Source organism: Thiomicrorhabdus xiamenensis (genome assembly GCF_013282625.1).
Lineage (GTDB): Bacteria > Pseudomonadota > Gammaproteobacteria > Thiomicrospirales > Thiomicrospiraceae > Thiomicrorhabdus > Thiomicrorhabdus xiamenensis.
Genome location: NZ_CP054020.1, coordinates 2,329,577 through 2,353,620, shown reverse-complemented (window position 1 = coordinate 2,353,620; position 24,044 = coordinate 2,329,577). Strand labels below are relative to the sequence as shown.

Annotated in this window: 12 protein-coding genes; 10 read left to right on the top strand and 2 right to left on the bottom strand. The window is 48.0% G+C overall.

Annotated elements, in window-relative coordinates:
* The first annotated feature begins 174 nt into the window (after positions 1 to 174).
* The 10 genes from HQN79_RS10870 to HQN79_RS10825 all read left to right on the top strand — a co-directional run bounded on the left by HQN79_RS10870 (position 175) and on the right by HQN79_RS10825 (position 20,931).
* The gene (locus HQN79_RS10870) at positions 175 to 1,407 is read left to right on the top strand and encodes an efflux RND transporter periplasmic adaptor subunit (protein ID WP_173286437.1); all 1,233 of its coding nucleotides are present in this window, start codon (positions 175 to 177) and stop codon (positions 1,405 to 1,407) included.
* The gene (locus tag HQN79_RS10865; RefSeq protein WP_173286435.1) at positions 1,404 to 4,601 is read left to right on the top strand and encodes an efflux RND transporter permease subunit; all 3,198 of its coding nucleotides are present in this window, start codon (positions 1,404 to 1,406) and stop codon (positions 4,599 to 4,601) included. Before HQN79_RS10870 ends, HQN79_RS10865 begins: the two co-directional genes overlap by 4 nt.
* 449 nt (positions 4,602 to 5,050) lie before the next feature.
* Complete coding sequence (gene tkt, locus HQN79_RS10860; RefSeq protein WP_173286433.1) at positions 5,051 to 7,039, top strand: transketolase; 1,989 nt, start codon at positions 5,051 to 5,053, stop codon at positions 7,037 to 7,039.
* 218 nt (positions 7,040 to 7,257) lie between these two features.
* The gene (gene gap / locus HQN79_RS10855) at positions 7,258 to 8,259 is read left to right on the top strand and encodes a type I glyceraldehyde-3-phosphate dehydrogenase (protein WP_173286431.1); all 1,002 of its coding nucleotides are present in this window, start codon (positions 7,258 to 7,260) and stop codon (positions 8,257 to 8,259) included.
* 267 nt (positions 8,260 to 8,526) lie between these two features.
* Complete coding sequence (locus HQN79_RS10850; protein ID WP_173286429.1) at positions 8,527 to 9,705, top strand: phosphoglycerate kinase; 1,179 nt, start codon at positions 8,527 to 8,529, stop codon at positions 9,703 to 9,705.
* A gap of 218 nt (positions 9,706 to 9,923) precedes the next feature.
* Entirely contained in the window at positions 9,924 to 11,369 is a 1,446-nt protein-coding gene (gene pyk, locus HQN79_RS10845; protein ID WP_173286427.1) for a pyruvate kinase, read from the top strand.
* A 151-nt stretch (positions 11,370 to 11,520) separates the two neighbouring features.
* Positions 11,521 to 12,585 carry a class II fructose-bisphosphate aldolase gene (fba, locus tag HQN79_RS10840; RefSeq protein ID WP_173286425.1) on the top strand — a complete coding sequence of 355 codons (1,065 nt, stop codon included), beginning with the start codon at positions 11,521 to 11,523 and terminating at the stop codon, positions 12,583 to 12,585.
* 260 nt (positions 12,586 to 12,845) lie between these two features.
* On the top strand, positions 12,846 to 15,404 hold the full coding sequence (locus HQN79_RS10835) for a methyl-accepting chemotaxis protein (protein WP_173286423.1): 2,559 nt from the start codon (positions 12,846 to 12,848) through the stop codon (positions 15,402 to 15,404).
* Between the two features lie 178 nt (positions 15,405 to 15,582).
* Positions 15,583 to 16,683, top strand: coding sequence for a response regulator (locus tag HQN79_RS10830; protein WP_173286421.1), 1,101 nt, complete (start codon positions 15,583 to 15,585; stop codon positions 16,681 to 16,683).
* 21 nt (positions 16,684 to 16,704) lie between these two features.
* On the top strand, positions 16,705 to 20,931 hold the full coding sequence (locus HQN79_RS10825; RefSeq protein WP_173286419.1) for a response regulator: 4,227 nt from the start codon (positions 16,705 to 16,707) through the stop codon (positions 20,929 to 20,931).
* Positions 20,932 to 21,015: 84 nt separating this feature from the next.
* Here the strand turns inward: HQN79_RS10825 and HQN79_RS10820 are convergent, their stop codons facing one another.
* Together HQN79_RS10820 and HQN79_RS10815 are read right to left on the bottom strand one after the other, a co-directional pair.
* Positions 21,016 to 21,579, bottom strand: a complete 564-nt coding sequence (locus HQN79_RS10820) for a hypothetical protein (protein ID WP_173286417.1) — start codon at positions 21,577 to 21,579, stop codon at positions 21,016 to 21,018.
* A 90-nt stretch (positions 21,580 to 21,669) separates the two neighbouring features.
* Positions 21,670 to 24,003, bottom strand: a complete 2,334-nt coding sequence (locus tag HQN79_RS10815; RefSeq protein WP_173286415.1) for a nitric oxide reductase activation protein NorD — start codon at positions 24,001 to 24,003, stop codon at positions 21,670 to 21,672.
* Between the last annotated feature and the right edge of the window lie 41 nt (positions 24,004 to 24,044).

Sequence of the window (24,044 nt, the reverse complement as noted above, 5' to 3'; positions counted from 1 at the left end):
ATCTCTAATAAAAAACTCAATGTCTTGTTCATTACTTTTTGTTATGGTTTGTTTATGGTTACGCGTGTCGATTTTTACGTAGAAATCAGGCATGATTAGCCGATACTTAAAACATTCAATTTAACGGTGAACGCATAACTGCCGGCGTTTGAAGAGCTTGAGGCTGCAAAATACATGAACAAACTGGTTAAACGACTGATTCCGATTCTTATTGTTGGCGTTGCCATTGCGCTTTTTATCTATATGAAAAACTCCAAGCCGCAACAACCGCCGGTTGAGGTGAAAGAGAAAGTATGGATGGTTAATGGCGTCTCGGTATCGCTGGAAAATCTGGCCGCGGTGCAGACGTTATATGGCGTGGTGGAGTCGAACGCTTTGGTTAAAGCGTCGGCACCGATTTCCGCCGTGGTGGAAAAGGTTGCGGTTCTGCCGGGGGATGAAGTTAAGAAAGGTGAAATGTTGGTTGCGCTTTCCTCCGAAGATTTGCGTTTGCCGGTGGATCAGGCGCGCGCCGACGTGGCGGATGCCAGAGCGCAGCTAAAACTGCAGCAACTGACCATTAAAGCCAATCAAAAGCGTCTGTTGCATGAGCAGAAGGTTTTGGAATTGAAGAAAGAGGCGCTGGCTCGGGCCAAGACTTTGCTGAAAAAGAATCTGGCGTCGCAGTCGGTTGTGGATGCCGCCAAGGAGGCGCTCGTCAAACAGGAATATACGGTTGTCGGTGTTCAGTTGGCGGTAGAGCAGAGTGACTCGCAAATTTCACAGGTTCAGGCGCGCCTGCAAAAAGCGCAGGCAGCGCTGGATCAGGCTAAACTCAATCAGCAGCGCGGGGTGGTGTACGCGCCGTTCGACGGACGCATCGCAGAAGTGAATGTCAGTGTCGGCGACCGCGTCAATGTCGGATCGCTGCTGGTCAGCTTTTATGCGCTGGAGAGTATGGAGCTGAAAGCGAAATTGCCGGTGAGCAGCCTGGCACAGGCGGAAAAAGCGCTTTTGTCTAAACAGCGTCTGATTGCCGAATACGAAATGGCGGGCAGTCCATTGCAATTGAATCTGCTGCGCTTGGCCGGAGAGGCTTCAACCAGCGGCGTGGATGCGTATTTTTCCATGCCGGATGCTCTATACGGCAAGCGTCCGGGGGAGTTGATGGAAGTGTATTTTAGAGGTCGGGAAATGCATCAGGTGGCGGCCGTGCCTTATAGTGCGATTTACGGTAATGACCGGATTTATCTGATTGAAAACGAACGACTGCGTTCGGTTCAGATCGAATTGAAGGGTGAGGTGATGCGCAATGGTAAATTGATGGCTTTGATTGCTTCCGCCGAATTACAGGATGGCATCAAGGTGCTGACGACGCATTTACCAAACGCAATTAACGGCTTGAAAGTGTCTGAGGTGTCGCCATGACCGATAAGGAAACGGTAAGCAAGGCTTCATCCCCTGACGAAAGTAAGCTTGATCACGATTTCGAAATCCCGGAAAAGCGCTTTAAATCACACGGTATGATCGGGGTTTTTGCGCGCCATAAAGTGGCCCCGAATCTGTTGATGGTAGTGATGATCCTGGCCGGGATCGTTGCACTGATGAAATTGAATGTACAGTTCTTTCCGAATTTCGAACTGGATTATGCTTCGGTGCGCGTTGTCTGGCCGGGGGCGAATGCCGAAGATGTCGAAAAAAGCGTTACTGATCCGATCGAACGGGTGCTGCGTAATCTGGATAACCTTGACGAGATGACGTCGACCTCGGCTCAGGGGCTGTCGACGGTTACCCTGAAGTTCAAGCAGGGAACGGACATGATCGAGGCGATTGATCAGATCAATCAGCGGGTCAGTGAATTACGGAATCTGCCGCAGGATATACAGGTACCGGTGATTGAGCGGATTGTTCGCTATGAACCGGTCGCACGCCTGCTGGTGGTCAATCAGAACGGCTCGCTTGAAGAGTTGCGGCCTTTGGTGCGCCGCTTTGAACGAGAGCTGCTCGATCGCGGAATCGATAAAATCAGCTTTACCGGTTTGCCGATCGAAGAGATGTCGGTGGAAGTTTCGCAGCAGAAGTTGGAGCAGTATCAGCTCTCTCTGGAAGGGATCGGTAATCAACTATCGTCGATGAGTCGCGATTATCCGGCCGGTACCGTCGGGGACGACGATAGCGTGCGCGAATTGCGCGCTTTGCAGCAGAAACGCGATGAGATGGCTTTTGCACAGACACCGATAGTCACGTCGAATATGGAGAAGATTACGCTCGGAGACATTGCCGATATCGACCGTCGTCCGCAGAAAGATGCGCCTTATATTACGGTAGATGGCTATCCGGCAATTGAAATGCAGTTGCAGCGTGCGGAAAGCGGCGACACGTTGAAATCGTCGAAAATCATGCAGGAATGGCTGCTGCAAACTGAACCGCAATTGCCGCAGGGGGTCGAGTTCAAAGTATATGATGAGACCTGGTCATTGGTTAATCAGCGGATTATGCTGCTGGTCAATAACGGAGTCGGCGGGCTTCTTCTGGTGGTCTTGATTCTGTATTTGTTTATGAACGGGCGAGTTGCTTTCTGGGTTGCGGTCGGGATTCCGGTCTCCTTTATGGCCACTCTGATGATTCTTTATCTGTCGGGTGGTTCGATCAATATGGTCAGCCTTTTCGGTCTGATTATGGCGTTGGGGATTATTGTCGATGATGCCATCGTGGTCGGGGAAGACGCGCTGGCGCACCACGAGCGGGGCGAGCCGGCGTTGCAGGCTGCAGAAGGTGGTGCGCACCGTATGCTCGGGCCGGTAACGGCATCGTCTCTGACCACTGTGGCGGCTTTCCTGCCGCTGATGATGATCGGCGGAGAAATGGGGAATATCCTGTTTGCTATTCCGTTGGTGATTATTGCCGTGATCTTCGCCTCTTTGTTGGAGAGTTTTACCATTCTTCCGGGGCATCTTCGTCATGCTCTGCATAAGGTGGAGCCGGCCAAACAAGGTTCGGTACGTCATAAGCTGGATACGGCAATCGACCATTTCAGGCATCACCAGTTCCGTACGGTCATACGCTGGTGTCTGGCGCACCGCAGCATTACCATCAGCAGTGCGCTGGCAATGATGATTTTTGTTGTTGCCCTGCTGGCGGGCGGGCGTTTAGGTTTTGTTTTCTTTCCGTCTCCGGAATCGACGAAATTGTCGGCGGATGCACGTTTTGTTGCCGGAACCCCGTCGGATGTTTCCAGTGATTACGTCGAGAAGCTGTATCAGGCGTTATTGGAAACTGAGCGCGAACTGGAGCCGGGGATTCTCAAAGTTGCCGTGGTGCATTACAACAAAACTTCCCGCCAGAGCGGACCGAACTTTTCCGGAATTAATATCGAATTGTCGGAGCCGGATCAGCGCAAGACGCGCAATGCCGAGTTTATTCGCGTCTGGCATCAGAAGGCGGGAACCGTCCCGGGGTTGGATGTGTTGACCATCGAGGCACCGAGAATGGGGCCGCCCGGAAGCGATATCGATATCCGTTTAACGGGTGCCGAGCCACAGAAGCTGAAAGAAGCTTCGATTGAACTGCAGGAGGTGCTGACTCAGATTCAGGGCGTTAGCGCGATTCGCGACGACCTGCCGTTCGGACGCGATCAGTTATTGTATGAATTGACTCCGCAAGGCGAGGCGCTCGGTTTTACTTATCTCTCTTTGGGACGTCAGTTATCGGATGCTTTCTCCGGGCGATTGGTGCAGATTTTTACCGATGCCGAAGATGAGGTTGAAGTGCGGGTTCAGTATCCGCGCGCGCAACAGGCTACGCTGGGGACCTTAAACTCGATGCAGGTGGTTGCGCCGAACGGCGAGCGGGTTTCTTTAAGTGTCGTCGCCAACTGGAAAACGCAGCGCGGTTTCGATGTGATGCGTCATGTCGACGGTCTGCTGGCGGTAACGGTGATTGGCGAAGTGGATAAAACCGTCAATAACGCCAACCGTATTCTGGAAACGCTACAACAGACGACTCTGCCTGAGTTGCAGGCTAAATACGGTATCAGCTATTCGCTGGAAGGGCAGAATGCCAATCAGGCGGAGGCGATGAATGATATGAAGATCGGTCTGCTGATCGGACTGTCGATGATCTATATTGTGCTTGCCTGGGTATTCGGCTCTTACGGATGGCCGCTGGTAGTGATGATGGCGATTCCTTTCGGTTTGGTCGGCGCGATCCTGGGCCATTGGTGGATGGGTATCGATATGACGATTCTCTCGATGTTCGGCTTTTTCGGTCTTTCAGGGATTGTTGTCAACGACTCGATTATTTTGGTCAGCTTCTACAAACAGTTGCGTGCCGCCGGTCTTGCGGTGAATGAAGCACTTGAAGAGGCTGCGGTGCAAAGGGTTCGTGCGGTGTTGCTGACTTCACTGACTACGATCGGTGGTCTGACTCCGTTGTTGTTTGAAACGTCTTTGCAGGCGCAGTTCCTGATTCCGATGGCAACGGCGATCGCGTTCGGTCTGATGTTTTCGACGTTGTTGATTCTGCTGGTCTTACCGGCCATGCTGTCGATTTATGAGCAGTTATTATTGAAGGCGCAGGGAAAAAGTCATCAGATGCATCCGCAGTCGGTATCGGCCGGTTAAATCGGCGTCCGAGTTACGGAAATGAACACCGGATGCCAAGTCCTGTTGCGTTGATGTTTTAAACAAGCCCTGAATCAGCGGTTTTGCAGTCGTCTGTTTCAGGGCTTCTTTATTTCTAGCAGGACGATGTGAGGGCGTTTTGTCATCTGCCGTTCATCATTTAGTCATTTAACGGGAGCATAATGAGGGCTGTTTTTTCATAAGAATGGGACGTGCCCGGGAAATTCAGTTAGCCTAGATGGCTGATTTTTAATGAATTTTACTAAGGGATAAAATCTACTGAGTTGTTTGCATTAATTAAGAAAACTTGATGATTGACTCAATTTGAGAGAGAATATGCGTCCAAATTTATCCTGTGGTAAGCCTAGAGATATTGAAAATCTCCGTGAAACTCTTTTAAACAGGCACCGCAATAACCGAATTTTTTCTATAAAAATTGAGGAAAATCTATGGCAACTCGTAGAGATCTAGCTAACGCTATCCGCGCTTTAAGTATGGACGCGGTTCAAAAAGCCAACTCTGGTCACCCAGGTGCACCGATGGGTATGGCGGACATCGCTGAAGTACTGTGGAATAGCCACATGAAATACAATCCGACCAACGCTAAGTGGGCGGATCGCGACCGTTTCGTGCTATCTAACGGTCACGGCTCAATGCTTATTTATTCTCTACTTCACTTGACTGGTTTCGACCTGAGCATGGATGACATCAAGCAGTTCCGTCAGCTACATGCTAAAACTGCGGGTCACCCAGAATACGGTTATGCAGATGGTATCGAAACAACGACTGGTCCTCTAGGTCAAGGTATCACTAACGCTGTAGGTATGGCGATCGCTGAACGCACTCTAGCGGCTCAGTTCAACAAGCCAGGTCACGAAATCGTTGATCACCACACTTATGTATTCATGGGTGACGGTTGTTTGATGGAAGGTCTTTCTCACGAATCTTGTGCTCTAGCCGGTACTCTAGGTCTTGGTAAACTGATCGCTTTCTGGGATGACAACGATATCTCTATCGACGGTAACATCGGTGACTGGATGGAAAAAGGTGTTCCTGGTCGTTTCAACGCTTATGACTGGCACGTTATTCCTAACGTAGACGGTCACGATGCTGAAGCAATCAACAAAGCAATCGAAGAAGCGAAAGCAGTTACTGACAAGCCTTCATTGATCTGTACTAAAACTGTAATCGGTTACGGTTCTCCTAACAAGTGCGGTACTTACTCTTGTCACGGTGCGCCACTAGGTGACGATGAGATCGATCTAGTTCGTAAAGAGCTTGGCTGGACAGCTGCGCCTTTCGAAATCCCAGAAGATATCTACGCTGGTTGGGATCACAAAGAGCAAGGTGCTAAAGACGAAGCGGATTGGAATGCTAAGTTTGAAGCTTACCGTGCGGAATATCCTGCTGAAGCGGCTGAGTTCGAACGTCGTATGTCTGGTGAACTACCAGCTAACTTCGAAGTTGAAATGGACAAGTTCATTGCAGCAACTCAGGAAGAGTCTCCTAAGCTGGCTTCTCGTCAGGCTTCTCAGAAAACAATCGAAAAACTGGGTGAAATCCTTCCAGAAATGTTCGGTGGTTCTGCTGACTTGACTGGTTCTAACCTGACTAACTGGTCGAAGATGGTTAAGGTTAACCGTGAAAATGCGAACGGTAACTACCTGTCATGGGGTGTTCGCGAATTCGGTATGGCACACATGATGAACGGTATGGTTCTTCACGGTGGTTTCAAAGTATTCGGTGGTACTTTCTTCATGTTCATGGAGTTCATGCGTAACGCTCTACGTATGTCGGCTCTGATGAAGATCGGTACGATCTATGTTTACACGCATGACTCTATCGGTCTAGGTGAAGATGGTCCTACGCACCAGCCAGTTGAACAACTAGCGACGATGCGTGTTATCCCTAACTTCCAGACTTGGCGTGGTTGTGATGCGGTTGAATCTGCAGTTTCTTGGAAAGTTGCCATGATGCGCGGTAACGCTCCGACTGCTCTTGTCTTCTCTCGTCAGGCACTAGCGCCTATGGCTCGTACTGCTGAGCAGGTTAAGCTGATCGAGAAAGGTGGTTATGTACTGAAAGATTGCGAAGGTACGCCAGACCTAATCATCATCGCGACCGGTTCTGAAGTTGGCCTAGCGGTTGATGCAGCGGCTGCGATGGATGCAAACGTTCGCGTTGTTTCTATGCCATGTACTGATGCGTTCGACGAGCAAGATCAAGCGTATAAAGACTCTGTTCTTATCCCAGGTGTTAAGCGTGTTGCGGTTGAAGCGGGCGTTAAAGACTGCTGGTACAAGTACGTTGGTCTAGACGGTGATGTTGTTGGTATGACCACTTTTGGTGAGTCTGCGCCAGCTGACGAACTATTCAAAGAGTTCGGCTTCACTGTTGAGAACGTTGTTGCTACGTGCAATAAGGTACTAGGCAAGTAATTCATCTGCTAGAGCGGCGACTTCGGTGTTGGGCTTGGCAGTCGTGTATTTCAATACACTCCTGCAGCCCGCCTGGAATTCGCCAGCCCTGGCAGCGAATTAAGAATTTAAAGTTAGTGGATGATAGTGAAAAACAAGTTGTCGGCTAACAAACACTTTTTATTTTAAAGAAAGAAACTGCACTACATTCAGTGCGGTGTAATTTGGAGAAAACGATAATGACAATTAAAGTTGGTATCAATGGTTTTGGCCGTATCGGTCGTATGGCTTTCCGTGCAGCGGCTAAAGACTTCCAAGACATCGAAGTTGTAGCAATCAACGATCTACTTGATCCTGAATACCTAGCATACATGCTTAAGTATGACTCAGTACACGGTCGTTTCGACGGTACTGTTGAAGTTAAAGACGGTAACCTAATCGTTAACGGTAAAACTATTCGTATCACTGCTGAGCGTAACCCAGCTGACCTTAAATGGGACGAAGTTGGTGCGGATCTAGTTATCGAATGTACCGGTTTCTTCCTAACTGAAGAAACTTGTCAGGCGCACATCGATGCGGGTGCTAAGAAAGTTGTTCAGTCAGCGCCTTCTAAAGACGCTACTCCAATGTTCGTTTACGGTGTAAACCACAACGAATACGCTGGTCAAGCGATCGTTTCTGCAGCTTCTTGTACGACTAACGGTCTTGCTCCGGTTGCTAAAGTTCTTAACGACAACTTCGGTATCAAGCGTGGTCTTATGACGACTGTTCACGCTGCAACTGCAACTCAGAAAACTGTTGACGGTCCTTCTATGAAAGACTGGCGCGGTGGTCGCGGTATCCTAGAGAACATCATCCCTTCTTCTACTGGTGCTGCTAAAGCAGTAGGTAAAGTACTACCTGCTCTAAACGGTAAACTGACTGGTATGGCTTTCCGTGTACCGACTTCTGACGTTTCTGTAGTTGACCTAACTGTTGAACTAGAAAAAGAAACTTCAATGGAAGACATCAAGGCTGCTATGAAAGCTGCTTCTGAAGGCGAGCTGGCTGGTGTTCTTGGTTACACTGAAGAAGCTAACGTTTCTACTGACTTCCGTGGTGATTCTCACCCATCTATCTTTGACGCAACTGCAGGTATCGCTCTAGATCCTACTTTCGTTAAAGTCGTTGCTTGGTACGACAACGAGTATGGTTACACTTGTAACATGATGCGTGTTGTTCGTCACGTAGGTAGTAACTAAGAAATAGGTTTCTAGCTGATTAGCGAGTTACTTCGTTGTCAGACTTTGGTCTCGTACTAGTTGTACGCTCCCGCAGTCTTCCTAGAATTAATCTCGCTACTCAGCGAAACTTTTCTTGGTGTAATTTGAGAGGTTAGGTCTTTAATCTCTCAAATTAAATTTGCTTGTCGGTTTTCCTTGTGAGAATTGAAAAGCAAATTTAATTTTTATTTAAATCCAAATACCACTGGTTCCAGTGGTTTTAACTTTAATGAAAGAGGACTCAACATGTCTGTAATTAAGATGTCTGACCTAGATTTGGCTGGTAAGCGCGTTCTTATCCGTGAAGACCTGAACGTACCAGTTAAAGACGGTAAAGTTACTTCTGATGCGCGTATCCGTGCTTCTTTGCCTACCATCAAAATGGCAGCGGATGCAGGTGCTAAAGTTATGCTTATGTCTCACCTAGGCCGCCCAACTGAAGGTGAATATGATGAAGCAGCTTCTCTAGCGCCAGTTGCAGCAAACCTTTCTGAAAAACTAGGTAAAGAAGTTCGTCTAGTTAAAGATTACCTTGATGGTGTTGAAGTTGCAGACGGTGAAGTGGTTCTTCTAGAAAACGTTCGTTTCAACGTTGGTGAGAAGAAAAATGCTGAAGACCTATCTAAAAAATATGCAGCACTTTGTGATGTGTATGTAATGGACGCTTTCGGTACCGCTCACCGTGCGCAAGCTTCTACTCACGGTGCAGGTGCTTTCGCTCCAGTAGCGTGTGCAGGTCCTCTTCTAGCTGCTGAGCTTGACGCTCTAGGTAAAGCGCTAAACAACCCAGCGCGTCCTCTAGTTGCAATCGTTGGTGGTTCTAAAGTATCTACTAAACTAACGGTGCTTGAGTCTCTATCTGAGAAAGTTGATCAGCTAGTTGTTGGTGGTGGTATCGCGAACACTTTCATCGCGGCTGCTGGTAACCCTGTAGGTAAGTCTCTATATGAAGCAGACCTGATCCCGACTTGTAACAAGCTGAACGAAATCATGGAAGGTCGCGGTGCGGCTATCCCTCTAGCAACTGATGTTGTTTGCGGTAAAGAGTTCTCTGAAACGGCTGCTGCGGAAACTAAGAATGTTGCAGACACGGCTGAAGACGATATGATCTTTGATATCGGTCCTGATTCAGCAGCAGAACTTGCTGAAATTATCAAGAACGCCGGTACAGTTGTATGGAACGGTCCAGTAGGTGTATTCGAATTCGATCAGTTCGGTGAAGGGACTAAAGCGATCTCTATGGCGATTGCTGAATCTTCAGCGTTCTCTATCGCAGGTGGTGGTGACACGCTTGCGGCGATCGATAAGTACGACATCGCAGATAAAGTATCTTACATCTCTACCGGTGGTGGTGCTTTCCTTGAATTCTTGGAAGGTAAGAAGCTACCTGCAGTAGCGATGCTTGAAGAAGCGGCTAAAAAATAATTTAGCTTAATCTTTCCGGGCCGCATTTGCGGCCTGGTTCATTTTATTTTTAACCCTTAGCTTGGATTCTGAACGAAAAGGGTGGCTCGTTAAGTAATTTTACCAAAGACCCCAGCCTATACTGGCTGTGGCTGTTCGGCGGTAAATCTATTTCGCGAGACATCTTTCAGCAAAGAAGGAAATACCAAGCAGCTTTTTTATAAAGGAAATCATTTCAAATGCCAAGTAATGGTTTAAGAAGAACTAAAATTGTCGCTACTCTAGGGCCTGCAACGGATCGTGAAGGTGAACTGGAGAGAATGATTCAAGCCGGACTGGATGTGGTCCGTATCAATATGTCTCACGGGAATCCGGAAGAGCATAAAGCGCGTGCCGAGCGCGTTCGCGAACTGGCTGCGAAGTATGATCGCGAAGTTGGTGTTCTGGTTGACCTTCAGGGGCCTAAAATTCGTATTACCCGTTTTGCTGAAGATAAAATCTTTTTGAACCCAGGTGATAAATTCGCTTTCGATAACAATGTTGGTAATACCGACGGTAACCAGCATGAAATCGGTCTAACCTATAAGAACCTTCCGTATGACGTTAAGCCGGGCGATAAACTGCTTCTGGATGACGGACGTCTGGTTTTTGAAGTAGATAATGTTGAAGGTGAGCGTGTCAACACCACTACGATCGTTGGCGGAACCCTGTCGAATAACAAAGGGATCAACCTGTCTGGCGGCGGTCTGTCTGCAGCGGCACTAACCGATAAAGACAAAGAAGATATTATTACTGCGGCCGAGATTGACGCGGATTACCTTGCGCTGTCTTTCCCTCGTTCGGCGGAAGACGTTGAATACTGTCGTTCGCTGGCACAGAAAGCCGGTCTTAACTGTGCAATTGTTTCTAAAGTCGAACGTGCTGAAGCGGTTGCTGATGACGCAACTCTGGACGGAATTATTCTGGCGTCTGACGTCATAATGATCGCTCGTGGTGACCTAGGGGTTGAAGTCGGTGATGCACAGCTTCCTGCATTGCAGAAGAAAATGATTAAGCGTTCCCGTCAGCTGAACCGTGTCACCATTACGGCAACGCAGATGATGGAAACCATGATCGAAAACGCTATCCCGACTCGTGCGGAAGTATTCGACGTCGCGAACGCGGTTATGGACGGTACCGATGCGGTTATGCTTTCCGGAGAAACGGCAACGGGTCGTTCTCCAAGCCTGGTTATCGAAACCATGGGGCGTATCTGTACCGAAGCGGAAAAACAACGTTCTGCGCGTGAATCGACACACCGTATCGACGAGTCTTTCACTGCGGTTGATGAGACAATTGCGATGGCGGCGATGTATTCGGCCAACCATTTCGATGTTAAATGTATCGCGGCTTTGACCGAATCCGGTAATACCGCGCTACTGATGTCGCGTATTTCTTCCGGTAAGCCGATCATCGCTTTGACTCCGCATATCGCAACGCGTCGTAAAGTTACCCTGTACCGTGGTGTCTATCCGTCATCGATTGATTATGACGGTTTGGATGATAAGGGTGTCCGTAACTCGACGATTGAACACCTTAAATACCATGGACTGGTAAAAACCGGCGATATGGTTCTGTTTACCCGCGGCGAAAACCGTGGACAGATGGGCGGAACCAATCTAATGGAAATCGTAAAGGTTGACTAAGCTTTTGTAAAAGGTGCTGTACGCTGTGGCGTGCAGTGACTTTATTATTTGGCGGCGAATTTAAAGCCTGCTAGAATAGCTAAAATTTTTTAACTTGTAACAGGCCTGATTTAACTTGAGTTAATCGGCCATAAAAAGAGGAGTCTCGCACATGGCGATGATTACACTTCGTGAATTAATGGATTACGCAGCAGAAAACAGCTTCGGTATGCCTGCGTTTAACGTAAACAACATGGAACAAGTACGTGCAATTATGCGCGCTGCGGACGCTTGTGACTCTCCAGTAATCCTTCAGGGTTCTGCGGGTGCTCGTAAGTACGCTGGTGAGCCAATGCTTCGTCACATGGTTGCTGCTGCAGTTGAAATGTACCCACACATTCCTGTTGTTATGCACCAAGATCACGGTTCTGATGTTGGCGTATGTCTACGCGCTATCCAGTCAGGTTTCACCTCTGTAATGATGGATGGTTCTCTAGAAGCTGATATGAAGACTCCTGCTTCTTACGAGTACAACTCAAACATCACTGCTGAAGTTGTTAAGATCGCTCACGCAGGTGGTGTATCGGTTGAAGGTGAGCTAGGGTGCCTAGGTTCTCTTGAAACTGGTAAGATGGGTGAAGAAGATGGTCACGGTTCTGATGAAGAGCTAGATCACTCTATGCTTCTAACTGATCCTGAAGAAGCGGCTCAGTTCGTTAAAGATACTAACGTTGATGCGTTAGCAGTTGCGGTTGGTACTTCTCACGGTGCTTACAAGTTCACTTCTAAGCCATCTGCTGATGTTCTTAAGATCGACCAGATCGCTAAGATCCACGCACGTATCCCTGATACTCACATCGTAATGCACGGTTCTTCTTCTGTACCAGAAGAGTGGCTAGAAATCATCAACAACTACGGTGGTGACATGGGCGCAACTTACGGTGTTCCTGTTGAAGCAATCGTTGAAGGTATCAAGCACGGTGTTCGTAAAGTAAACATCGATACTGACCTACGTATGGCATCTACTGGTGCGATCCGTAAGCACCTAACTGAGAACCCTTCAAACTTCGACCCTCGTAAGTTCTACAATGCAGCTGAAAACGCGATGATGGAAATCTGTAAAGCGCGTTTCGAAGCATTCGGTTGTGCGGGTCACGCGTCTAAGATCAAGTCTCTTGGTCTAGAAGAGATGCAAGCTCGTTACGCTTCTGGTTCTCTTGATCAGAAAGTAAACTAATTAAAATTATTTAATTAGTTCTTGTAAGAACCCGGCAAATACTGAGTATTTGCCGGGTTTTTTTATGCCTACAAAAAATATTTATACAAAATGTAGGGGTATTTGGGTGAAGAACGCCGAAAGAAATGCCAAAATAGCGCATGCTTAAAAGTTGATGGAAGTTTATTTTGGATTCATCTCTTCACTGAAAAGCTTTATCCCCGTGGTTCGGGAAGATAGCATACTCGAAGTTTTAAATTGATAACCTCTCTGGGAAGCCTATGTTGAAAACATTAAGAGGCAAGTTGATTGCAGGTTTTATAACCATCAATCTGGTCATTATTGCCAACTCTATTTTTAACTACGCGAAAGTTTCGGACAGTTCCGATGCCTTTGCCGACTATCGCCAAATGGCAAGAACATCTGTTAACAGCGGGATTATCGCTTCAAATGTTCTTGAGATGCGCATGACGACCAAAGATTACCTGTTGCAGGATGAGCATCGCGACATAGAGGCATTCGAGCAGGCTTATCTGAAGGTCAGTAAGGCCATTGATGATGCGAAAGAGGTCGCGGCGACAGAACAGCAATTACAAGAGTTCGACAAACTAAGAAATGATGTTGACTCTTTTAAGGCATCATTTGAGCAGGTGCATCAATTGATGCTGAAGCGAAATGACATTGTCGATAATGTCCTCGATGCGAACGGCAAGACAATGGAACAGACGCTGACCGCGATTATGCGCTCTTCTTACCAGAATATGGTTTTTGAAGTTCAAAACGCCTCTGCGGAAAGTTTGCGAACTTTGCTACTGGCCCGCCTCTATACAGCAAAGTTCATTAAATCGAATTCACAAGCGGATATGGATCGGGTTCAGCAGGAATTTGCGGTTTTGTCCGCTCAGATTGAGAATCTGATCTCCGAGATCGCCTCGCCGATCGGCAAGGAAAAGCTGGAAGGGCTTATCGCAACGATCAAGGTATACAATCAAGGGGTGAACGACCTCTATGCGACCATTAATAAGCGCAATGAGATTCGCCATAATCAGCTGACGCGTCTGGGCGAAATAGTGGCAGCAGACGCCGCGGCGGTTCAGTTGCATTCGAAACAGAATCAGGATCGTCTCGGTCCGCAGATTCAGAAAAACAACGAAAACATTCTCAATATCACCATATGGGTTGCACTGCTGATTACCGCCTTCGCGATCATGATCTCGATTGTGATTCCGCGTTTGATCGGTACCGGAATTGCATCTATTCAGAACACGCTTAAAGAGATCGCTGCAACCGGTCGATTCGATATTCGCGCGGATGAGTCGAGAAATGATGAGATCGGCGAAATTTCCAGAGAATTGAATATGACGCTGATGGCGATTCAGGAAGCCCTGCACGAGGCCAATCAGGTTGTTTCGGCGCTGGCTATGGGCGATTTTTCAAAACGTATTCAGGTCAATGTTTCAGGTGATCTGGACAATCTGAAGCAAGGCGTCAATACTTCGGTCGATTCGATCGAAAGCACCATGCAGGAAATCAACGGTGTACTTGATGCGATGAATCGCGGTCATTTCGATATTGAGATCAATGCCAATGTTCAGGGGCAGTTCAAACAGATTATGGATAACACCGCCCAGACCATGGATCGCATGAATCGGATTATTTCCGACATTTCGCACGTGATGCATCAAATGCAGCAGGGCGATTTTACCGTTCGAGTGAATGCGGATGCGCAAGGACAGCTGGATGAATTGAAGAACAGTATTAATTTATCGATGGACGCTTTGGAAAAAGCGATCAATGATATTACCCGTCTGGTTGTCGCTCAATCGGAAGGGGATTTGACGCACCAGATTACTAATGAATATCACGGCCAGTTGGACACTCTCAAGCAAGCGATTAACAGCTCGATCAGTCGTCTGGCGGACGTGGTTGCGCAGGCACTGAATGCAACGCATATTGTTGCCGGTGCGGCAGATGAAGTTGCCAAGGGGTCGATGGATCTGAGTGACCGTGTTCAGCAGCAAGCCTCGGCGCTGGAAGAAACCTCCGCGACCATGAACCAGATGAATTCCGCGGTTCAAGGCAATAGTAAGAACGCCCAGCAGGCCAGTCAAGTTGCCGTGGAAGTGCAGAGCAAGGCGAATGCCGGATCTCAGGTCATGCAAAGCACGATTGAAGCGATGGGCGAGATTCAGGATTCGAGTCATAAGATCGGCGATATCGTCAATCTGATTGACGGCATTGCTTTCCAGACGAATCTACTGGCATTGAATGCGGCTGTTGAAGCGGCGCGTGCCGGTGAACACGGACGCGGTTTCGCTGTTGTGGCCGGAGAGGTACGTTCCTTAGCGCAAAAATCTGCCGAGGCGGCCAAAGAGATTAAATCCCTGATTGAAGAGAGCGTGAATCGAATCGATCAGGGAAGTGATTTGGCGAAGCAGTCGGGCGAAATGCTGGATCAGATCAATCAGGAAATCGAATCTTTCTCGAAGATGATCTTGGATATAGCTCAGGCATCCGAAGAGCAGGCGCAAGGGGTTAATCAGGTGCATAGCGCCATCGGTCAGATCGATTCGGTAACTCAGCAGAATGCGGCTCTGGTGGAGGAAACCTCTGCCGCTGCGGCCAGTATGACCGAACAGTCGGAGATTCTGCGTCAGGATATGGCGTTCTTCAAAATCGACTCGCAGCAATTGAAAATGATGACGCCACCGGCCATTGAAAAACGCAAGCCGCAGCCGGCATTAGTCGAAGACAAACGAATGAAGCCCACCGAGACAGCTTCCGTGCAAAAAGTCATTGCACCGGTAGCCGATGACGGTGCCGAATGGAGTGAATTCTAACAAACGGTCTTGCAAAGATTTATTGTTATATAGGAAAAATGCCGGTAATCACGATTACCGGCATTTTGTCTGTTTGCCACCCGGTTTTAAGGTGAGTATCCTCAATCAGCTACCCTGTAGAGTTTAGGGTTGTGATAGGATTTGTATTGATTTATTAAGGTTTAGAGAGAAAACTTTTATGGGCAGCGCTCCTTTGGCCTCCACAAAAACCCTGCTTTGTGTTGATGATACGCCGGCCAATCTTACATTGCTGAATGAATGTCTGAAAGGGCACTATACGGTTAAGTTGGCCAATAGCGGGCAGAAAGCGTTAAGTCTGCTTGAGAAGTCCCCCGAAAAGGCATTGGCGGATTTAATTCTGTTGGATGTGATGATGCCGGATATGGACGGTTACGACGTCTGCCGACGGATTAAGGAGCATGAAGCCTGGCGCGATATTCCGGTTATTTTTATTACCTCTAAAACTTCGCCCGAAGACGAGAAGCGCGCGCTTCAGGAGGGTGGCAGTGATTTTATTCCCAAGCCAATCAATCCCGATATCCTCCTGGCGAGAATCAAAACACATCTGGAGCTTGGAGACTATCATCGAAAACTGCGTGATGAAAATCAGATGTTGGAGCAAAAGCTGAGTGAGCGTCTGACCGATCTCTTCAAACTGCAGCAGGCAACTTTGACGGTGATGATCTCATTGGCCGAATTCCGTGACGAGAATACCGGGAATCATATCAAGCGAACCCAGTCTTATGTGCAGATGTTGGCCGAAGAAGTGGAGCGGACTTACCCGCATATGGGATTGGATGAGAATACCCGGGATCTGATCGTTCAGGCGGCTCCGCTGCATGATATCGGTAAGATTACCACTCCCGATCATATCCTGTTGAAACCAGGCAAGCTGACTCCGGAAGAATTCGACATTATGAAACAGCATGCGCAGAGCGGTGCGGATATTCTCAAAACGGCTATAAACGAAATGGGCTCCTATGGCGGTTTTCTTGAAGTTGCTCAGGAGATTGCGCTGACGCACCATGAAAAATGGGATGGCAGCGGTTACCCTCAAGGCCTGCAGGGCGAATCTATTCCAATCAGCGGCCGGCTGATGGCGCTTGCTGATGTGTATGATGCTTTGCGTTCCGAAAGACCATATAAAAAAGCGTTTAGCCATCAGGAAGCGTTGGCGATTATCGAAGAGGGCGCCGGAAAACATTTCGATCCGCGCCTGACGGAATGTTTTAAGAATATCGGAGAGAAGGTTGCTGCAATTACCGAAGAGTTGCTTTGAATATCGGAACGGGATGGATAGATGAGTTATTTGCAGGATACGCAAAAGCAGATACAGTCAAGCTTGTTCATTATCGTGGTTTTGACCTTGGTGATGGGTGGTGCTGCAATCTGGTTTTTGGGAAAGGGGCTGATCCATCAGGCTGAATTCGATCGAAAATACCATACGATTGATGCCCTGCTCGACCTGAACGAGGCGATCTCCTTCGAGGACGGCCGCAGTACAACCTACCTGTTAAATCACAGCAGTGTTCCCAAAAGCGAATTGCAGCGTCTTATGGATCAAACGGATGTCAGTTATCAGGCGTTTCTTGAGAGTATCCATCATTATAATTATGAGACAGCCGATCTAATGGCTTTGGAAAGGCATTTCCTGGATTTTACCGGTCACCGGCGTATGGTATGGGAATGCCCGATAAAGGAACCTTGCCTAACTGAGATTGAATCGCTCCACTATCATAGTGATATTCTTCGCAATGATTTGATCAATCGCATGGAGCGCTTGTTCTTGGATCTACCGATTAACGAGCGTTCTATTACCGTCAAAATGCAGTTTATTGCCCATCTTTTGCGATGGAATAATCAATTGCACCGACTTTTGTCCATGATCCGCAGTTTTCAGGAATCTAATGACCTGAGTATTCTGCCAATGCTCCAGCAGGCGAGCACCGAGTTGCAGACCGAGCATCGGATTCTGGTGCAAATGCTGGAAATCTACGAAGACGACCTTCTACCGAGCGTGAAGCAGGCGTTGAAATCCCTGGTCAGTAACTTCGATTATCTGAATACCCACTTTACCTACGAAATCCTTGACAAAGAGCTGCCTGTTACAACCGAGCTGCCGTTCCGGTCAACAATTGCACGGCCGCTTCTCGAAGAGAGCGTGGCGACGATTAAGCTTTTTTACGATCACTCTCTTCAGCAGTATCACAAGTATCAGCGCAATGATCTGATCATCTTTTTGGTAGAGCTGATCGCCATTATCTTCTTATTCCTGATGAGCCGCAGGGTCATTCACCGAATTCGTGTCGATGCATTGTTGCCGTTACAGCAAAATCAGGCGATTCTGGATAATGCGGCTTCGGGGATTATTCAGATCGACAGTAAAGGGATCATCAACCGGATTAATAATAAGGCGCAGGAAATTTTCGGGTTTAGCGAAGAGGAACTGCTGGGGCAAAACGTCAAGATTTTGATGCCTAAAGCAGAGGCGGATCAACATGATGATTTTATCCGCAGGCAGTTGATAACCGGTGAGAATAAAATTATCGGTACCGGTCGGGAGGTAACCGGGGTCAACAGCGATGGCCGTATGTTCCCTATGCATTTGGCGATCAGCCGAATTGATTCGGATAATGAAACCAGTTTTATCGGGGTGGTGACGGATTTAAGTGAAAGAGAGCAAGAGCGCCACGAAATCCAGACCCGAAATAAGCTGTTGAACGCATTGCGTAAGGCGACTGAAGATTTTATGGCCAATACGCTGGATAGTGCGCATATCTGGGATGAACTGCTGAACTCTTTACTGGACATTTCAGAGAGTGAATACGGGTTTATCGGTGAAGTGATCTTTCAAGAGGATGGCACCCGTTGTCTTAAGCTGCATGCGTTGAGCAATATTGCCTGGAATGGTGAATCCAACAGGATGTTCGAAAAGATCCTGTCCCAGGATATGTTGCTTTGTGACGCGGATACTTTGATCGGTCAAGTCATGTATCAAGAGCGACGCGTTATCAGTAATGACGTGTCGAATGATCTGCGTGCCGGCCGAATGGCTCCTGAGCTTCCGGGATTGCATCGTTATATGGGGGTGCCGATCTTTCAGGGCAAGGAGCTGGTCGGTGTTTATGGTATCGCCAATCGCGCGGATGAGTATCGCGATGAACTGGCCGAATTTCTTGAACCTTTCCATGCTACCTGTGGCGTCATGATTGCCGGAATACGCCAGGCTCGGAAACAGCAAGAGTTAGTTAATAACCTGGAAGAGGCCAAAGTTCAGGCTGAATCCGCCACTGCATTGAAATCCGATTTCCTGGCGAATATGAGTCATGAAATTCGTACTCCGATGAATGCGATATTAGGCTTGTCGCATCTGGCATTAAATACTAATCTCGATTTTCAGCAGAAGGATTATGTCGAGAAGATCAACCGCTCGGCAAACAGTCTGCTGCATATCATTAACGATATATTGGATTTCTCCAAAATCGAATCCGGAAAACTGTCGTTGGAACATATCCCGGTACAGATCGAAGAAGTGATCGAAGACAGCATGATCGCGGTGCAGACGCTCGCGGCACAGAAGCGGCTTGAAGTCTTTGTTCATCTGGCACCATCTTTATATCAGTGCAAACAGCCTGTTCTGGTTGGGGATCCGGTTCGAATAGGGCAGATTCTGATTAATCTGCTGGGGAATGCCGTTAAATTCACCGATGAAGGTTACGTTCTTTTATATGTTGAGGTGACCGAGCAGGCGCAGGATCGCTGGACAGTCGCTTTTCATGTCGAAGATACCGGGGCCGGTATCGGTAACGAGCAATTGGATCAGCTGTTTGACGCCTTTACGCAAGCGGATGCTTCAACCACCCGAAAACATGGCGGAACCGGATTGGGCTTGGCCATTTCCCGTAATCTGGCGCGCGAAATGGGCGGGGACGTGACGGTTGCCAGTGCATTGCAACGCGGCAGTATTTTCTCGCTGACGGTTCCGTTTGCCAAACTCGGGGAATCCTCGGTTTCCAAGGGGCTTAAGGTGCGTCAGTCGGCATGGATTGTGGATGATATTCCCATGGCTCGCGAACAGCTGTGTTTGCAACTGGAGAGCTTCGGGATACAGGTACAGTTGTTTGCCACCGGCCAAGAGCTTTTAAAAGCGCTGGGAGATGGAAAATCGATACCTGATTGGTTCTTTATCGACTGGATGATGCCTGAGATAGATGGTGTCGAAATTGTGCAGGCGATTAAGAAACAGCATCCCGAATTGCTGGAAAGGGTTGTGCTTAACTCGTTTTATGACTGGAATAAACTGCAGGAGCTGGCGGAACTGAATGGTATCGGTTATTGCCTGCACAAGCCGATTTTACCGAGACATCTGGCTCGTCTGTTCAAAGAAGGACAGGATGACCGTTCGCTTTCTTCGGGTGAACAGCCGTCTGTACCGAACCTTGAGAATAAACACTTGCTGGTGGTGGAAGACAATATCCTTAACCAGCAGATCGCCGAAGAAATGCTTTCCCGGACACGCGCTCGGGTCACGCTTGCTGATAACGGCGAACAGGCGTTGTATCAGTTATTGCGTTGTCATCAGCATTTTGATCTGGTGTTGATGGATATCCAGATGCCAGTGATGGACGGGATTGAAACCACCCGTGCAATTCGTGGCTATGCACAGTTTTCGAATTTGCCGATTATTGCCATGACCGCTCATGCGTTTAAAGAAGAGGTCGAACGCTGTCTGGCTGTCGGGATGGATGCGCATATTTCCAAGCCGATTCTTCCCGAGAAGTTGTATGACATTTTGGCCAAGACTTTGGGTGTGGATAAGTTTGTTGATAAGTTGGACAAGTCACTGGAAGATGAAGCTGAGGCTTTACCGGAAGGTGATGGTTTGGCGTTGCCAGTGGGGGACGGTTTGGATATTAAGGCGGCAAAGCAGCTGCTTAATAGCGAAGACGCATTTTTTGAAAAGATGCTTTATAGCTATTTGGACACTTACCGCAATGCACCGGCACAGTTGCAGAAATACATTGCTGATCAACAGTGGGATGAAGCCAAACGTTTTGTACATACTTTAAAAGGCCTGTCGGCCAGTGTCGGTTTTAAGGCGCTTTCGGAGTTATTTACCGCTTTGGAAAAACGTCTGGACACTTATGTGGCGGATTTTGAGATGAGCCTGTTAAAACAGTCGCAGAAAGAGGAGTTCATGGCTTTTCTTGAGCAAGTTGAGCAAGGGCATACAAATGCTTGGAAGATGTCGCAAAGTTTTATCGATGCCTATGAAGACAGAGCCTCCAAAGAGGACGAAGACGACGGTGTTCAGGAAAGCGGTGAGTTTGATGCCGATGAATGGTCTGCGCTCAAGCAACAGTTGATCCGCGGACTGGAAGAGCTCGATGGTGGCGTTTTGGAATTATGGACTGAAAACCGGAATTTAATTAACCGAGTGATCGCCAGCGAAGCGCGCAGAAAAATTGAAGAGGCGATACAGAATTACGATTTTGACGAAGCGATTCAGCTTCTTTCCATGTTCTAATTGAGCCGATTCATGGAATTATTTTAGGAATAAAAAAGCCATCCGAATGGATAGCTTTTTTAGAGCGCCTGGCGCGGTATCGGATTAGATATAGTCGCTGTGTTCGATATTTTCCATATCGGCACTGCTGAAGCGACAGACATTTACGCTGATATAGTCATCATAGGCACTGCCGGATTGAACCCAGTTTTTTACTTTGTTTTCAATTGCCTGAGGCAGCATTTTTTCGCTCAAGACCATGCAAAAGCCGTATTTGAATCTCGGGCTCTCCGACCCTTCTGCGACCACGGCATCATCATCGACAAATACTTTTACGGTCGCTTCCTGTCCCGGCATGCTGACAAAGGCGTTGGCGCCATGTTCCTGAATCAGGCGCTGTAGCTGATTATTAAAGTGCAACTTACTGACCGGGTTGAATTGATAATATTCCTTGATCAGTTCTTCGGCACGGTCGATCAGAGAGGCTTTTAACTCTGCAACGGAGTCGAATGACTCGTCACCGAGTTCAAAAATCACAAATGCCTGTTCAGTTTTACCCAGAGTTAGGCCTTTATCCTGCTCAATAATCAGTGCAGCACCATCCAAAATGGCTTGATAGTTTTCATCGGAAAACTCAGTCAGTGCTTGTGTAAATTGTTCTGCATTCATCGATATATTCCCCGAAAATAAATCTCTAATAAAAAGCCCCAGCCAGTTTCCTGACCAGGGCTCGATTGTAACCAAAAACTCTAGTTAAGGTTAGGTCGTCAGGTTGGCAAATAGTTGCGGTAGTTTTTCCGGCAGTTTCAGTACGTCATCGACAATCGCGTAACGGTTCTGACCGAAAATATTCTGCACATATTTGTCCGCATATTGGTCAATGGTCAGACAGTATGAGTAGATACCGTTGGTTTGCAGTTCTTCAACCGCTTTCTTGGCATCTTGCTTCAGATACTGGCCGTCTTGTTCATCGATATCCGCTGGTTCACCATCGGTAATTACCAGCAACAGTTTCTGCTTGCTGCTTTGCTTGGCCAGATAATGACCGGCGTGACGCATAGCACCACCCATACGAGTCGATAATCCACCTTGCATACCGGCTAAACGTGAATGCACTTCTTGGTCAAATGGCTCGTCGAACTGCTTAAAGCGTACATACTGCAGATCGTGGCGACCGTCGGACGAGAAGCCGTGGACCGCAAACTGGTCACCGATACCATTAATCGCGTGCGATACCAGAATCGCCGATTCTTGCGTTACTTCCAGAATGGTTTTACCCACGCCCGGAATTTCTTCATTCGTCGATTCCGACAAATCAAGCAGTACCACTACCGATACTTCTCGCGAACGAATCACGTTTTTCATGGTGATACGCGGATCCGGTTCCTGGCCCATACGAATGTCGGTAATCGCTTCAACACAGGCATTCAGGTCAAGCTCGTCACCGTCTTCAAGACGACGGATACGTTGCAGACCAACCGCTTGCAGCTTATCAACAATCTGTTTGATACGGTGCGCGATACCTTTGTTGGCATCCAGTATACGGTTATACAATTCCGGATCGCCTTTCTTGGCGCGACGCTCGTACAGTGTTACCCAGCTCGGACGGTGCAATTGCACACGGTAATCCCACTCATGGTAGTGGAACGGATCAGAGATAGGTTCCACGCCTTCCATTTCGTTATAGGAGACACCGTTGTCTTCGTAAGGGTACAGCTCAGAGCCCAGTACCCAGACTTCGTCGTGGTCAACGTCAACCAGCTCGGAATCGATCTCGTTGATCATCTCCATAACCGATACGTGTTTGCGAACAGGTTCCTGGTATGCGGCTCCGCCGGCATCCATATCACCCCATTCGTCCGAATCCCAGACCAGACGGTTATCATCGCGATAGCCGAAACGCTGTTTGTTCAGCTCAGTAAGCGAAACCCACTTGTTGGTCGATATATTCAGAACATTGTGCAGCAGGATACCCATATCCCACGACCACTTTTCATTGTCCAGATTGTCTTCGATCTCTGCATAGAAACGATCGGCAACCACAGTCAATTGTTCGTCATTCAGCTCGTGCTGCGGGTCCATTAATTTCAGCGCTAACTGCTCAATGCGGTAGGCGTTGCTCTTCGGATCCAGTGGCGTTTGTTCCTGACTGGCACGAATCACCTTCATCCACAGATTTTTCAAGCCTGGGAAGTTTTTAATGGCGTTATATTCAACACGCGCATCTTCCATGATCTCGATAAAGAACATCTGTTGTGGTGTTAACTGCTCCATTGAAATCGCACATTTGCTGTAGCAGATATGGGATGCCAAGTGAGCCGCCATAGCGCGATAGACTTCACCACCTTTTACTTCGCCAATATCATTCAGGGCGTCAGGTAGGTGCAGTGCCATTTTTTCAAAATAGGGTTTGAAATCTTCAAAGTCCGCCGCAGCAGGACGAATAAAGAAATCACGGGCCCAGAAAGCGCGCAGGTAGAAGTTGATTGGTCGATGGAAATCGATAAACAATGAACCTTTACGCTGCTGCTGGAATACCGCTTTCGAGTCTTCTGACTCCAGCCCGAAGTATTTAATCTGCGCCGGGAAATTACGGGCGTGCGCTTGTGCCCCCCATTGTGCCCAGCGACGTAGACCTGATACGGTCAGCTTTGACATTAACTCGTCCATGTTGGCTAACATTGGACGCATACCGCGCGGTGTTTTCGAACCGATTTGGTAAATCAGAGCTAGATACTGGCGAGTCAGATCAATATCACGGGTTTTATCAGCAATCGTTGGCAAAGAATCGAGCACCAGCGCGATAACTTCACCGGAAGTTACCGACGACAGTTTCATAACGGTTTCATGGATATCGTCCAGAATCTCGTCATCTACTTTGGCAATAACTTGCGGTACTGCTTCAAGATAGCTCACAACTACATCTTGACCTTTACCCAAGTAGGCTAGGGCGTTGGCATTATCCAACCACTCTTCACGTGAGTGCTCGTTCATGTAGTGAGAAGCTTCTTGGATCAATGAATCCAGCATTTCCTCAAGTTGCGGAACGGCTTTTATCAAAGATGCTTTGACTTCTTCTAGATCAAAACTCATAACATTATCCTATACATTTTTTTTGATCGGCTCGGTGCAGT

Coding starts and splice junctions, on each gene's coding strand:
- HQN79_RS10830 (WP_173286421.1), top strand. CDS start 15,583: ATGGGCAGCGCTCCTTTGGCCTCCACAAAAACCCTGCTTTGTGTTGAT.
- HQN79_RS10815 (WP_173286415.1), bottom strand. CDS start 24,003: ATGAGTTTTGATCTAGAAGAAGTCAAAGCATCTTTGATAAAAGCCGTT.
- HQN79_RS10850 (WP_173286429.1), top strand. CDS start 8,527: ATGTCTGTAATTAAGATGTCTGACCTAGATTTGGCTGGTAAGCGCGTT.
- HQN79_RS10865 (WP_173286435.1), top strand. CDS start 1,404: ATGACCGATAAGGAAACGGTAAGCAAGGCTTCATCCCCTGACGAAAGT.
- HQN79_RS10870 (WP_173286437.1), top strand. CDS start 175: ATGAACAAACTGGTTAAACGACTGATTCCGATTCTTATTGTTGGCGTT.
- HQN79_RS10820 (WP_173286417.1), bottom strand. CDS start 21,579: ATGAATGCAGAACAATTTACACAAGCACTGACTGAGTTTTCCGATGAA.
- HQN79_RS10825 (WP_173286419.1), top strand. CDS start 16,705: ATGAGTTATTTGCAGGATACGCAAAAGCAGATACAGTCAAGCTTGTTC.
- pyk (WP_173286427.1), top strand. CDS start 9,924: ATGCCAAGTAATGGTTTAAGAAGAACTAAAATTGTCGCTACTCTAGGG.
- HQN79_RS10835 (WP_173286423.1), top strand. CDS start 12,846: ATGTTGAAAACATTAAGAGGCAAGTTGATTGCAGGTTTTATAACCATC.
- tkt (WP_173286433.1), top strand. CDS start 5,051: ATGGCAACTCGTAGAGATCTAGCTAACGCTATCCGCGCTTTAAGTATG.
- fba (WP_173286425.1), top strand. CDS start 11,521: ATGGCGATGATTACACTTCGTGAATTAATGGATTACGCAGCAGAAAAC.
- gap (WP_173286431.1), top strand. CDS start 7,258: ATGACAATTAAAGTTGGTATCAATGGTTTTGGCCGTATCGGTCGTATG.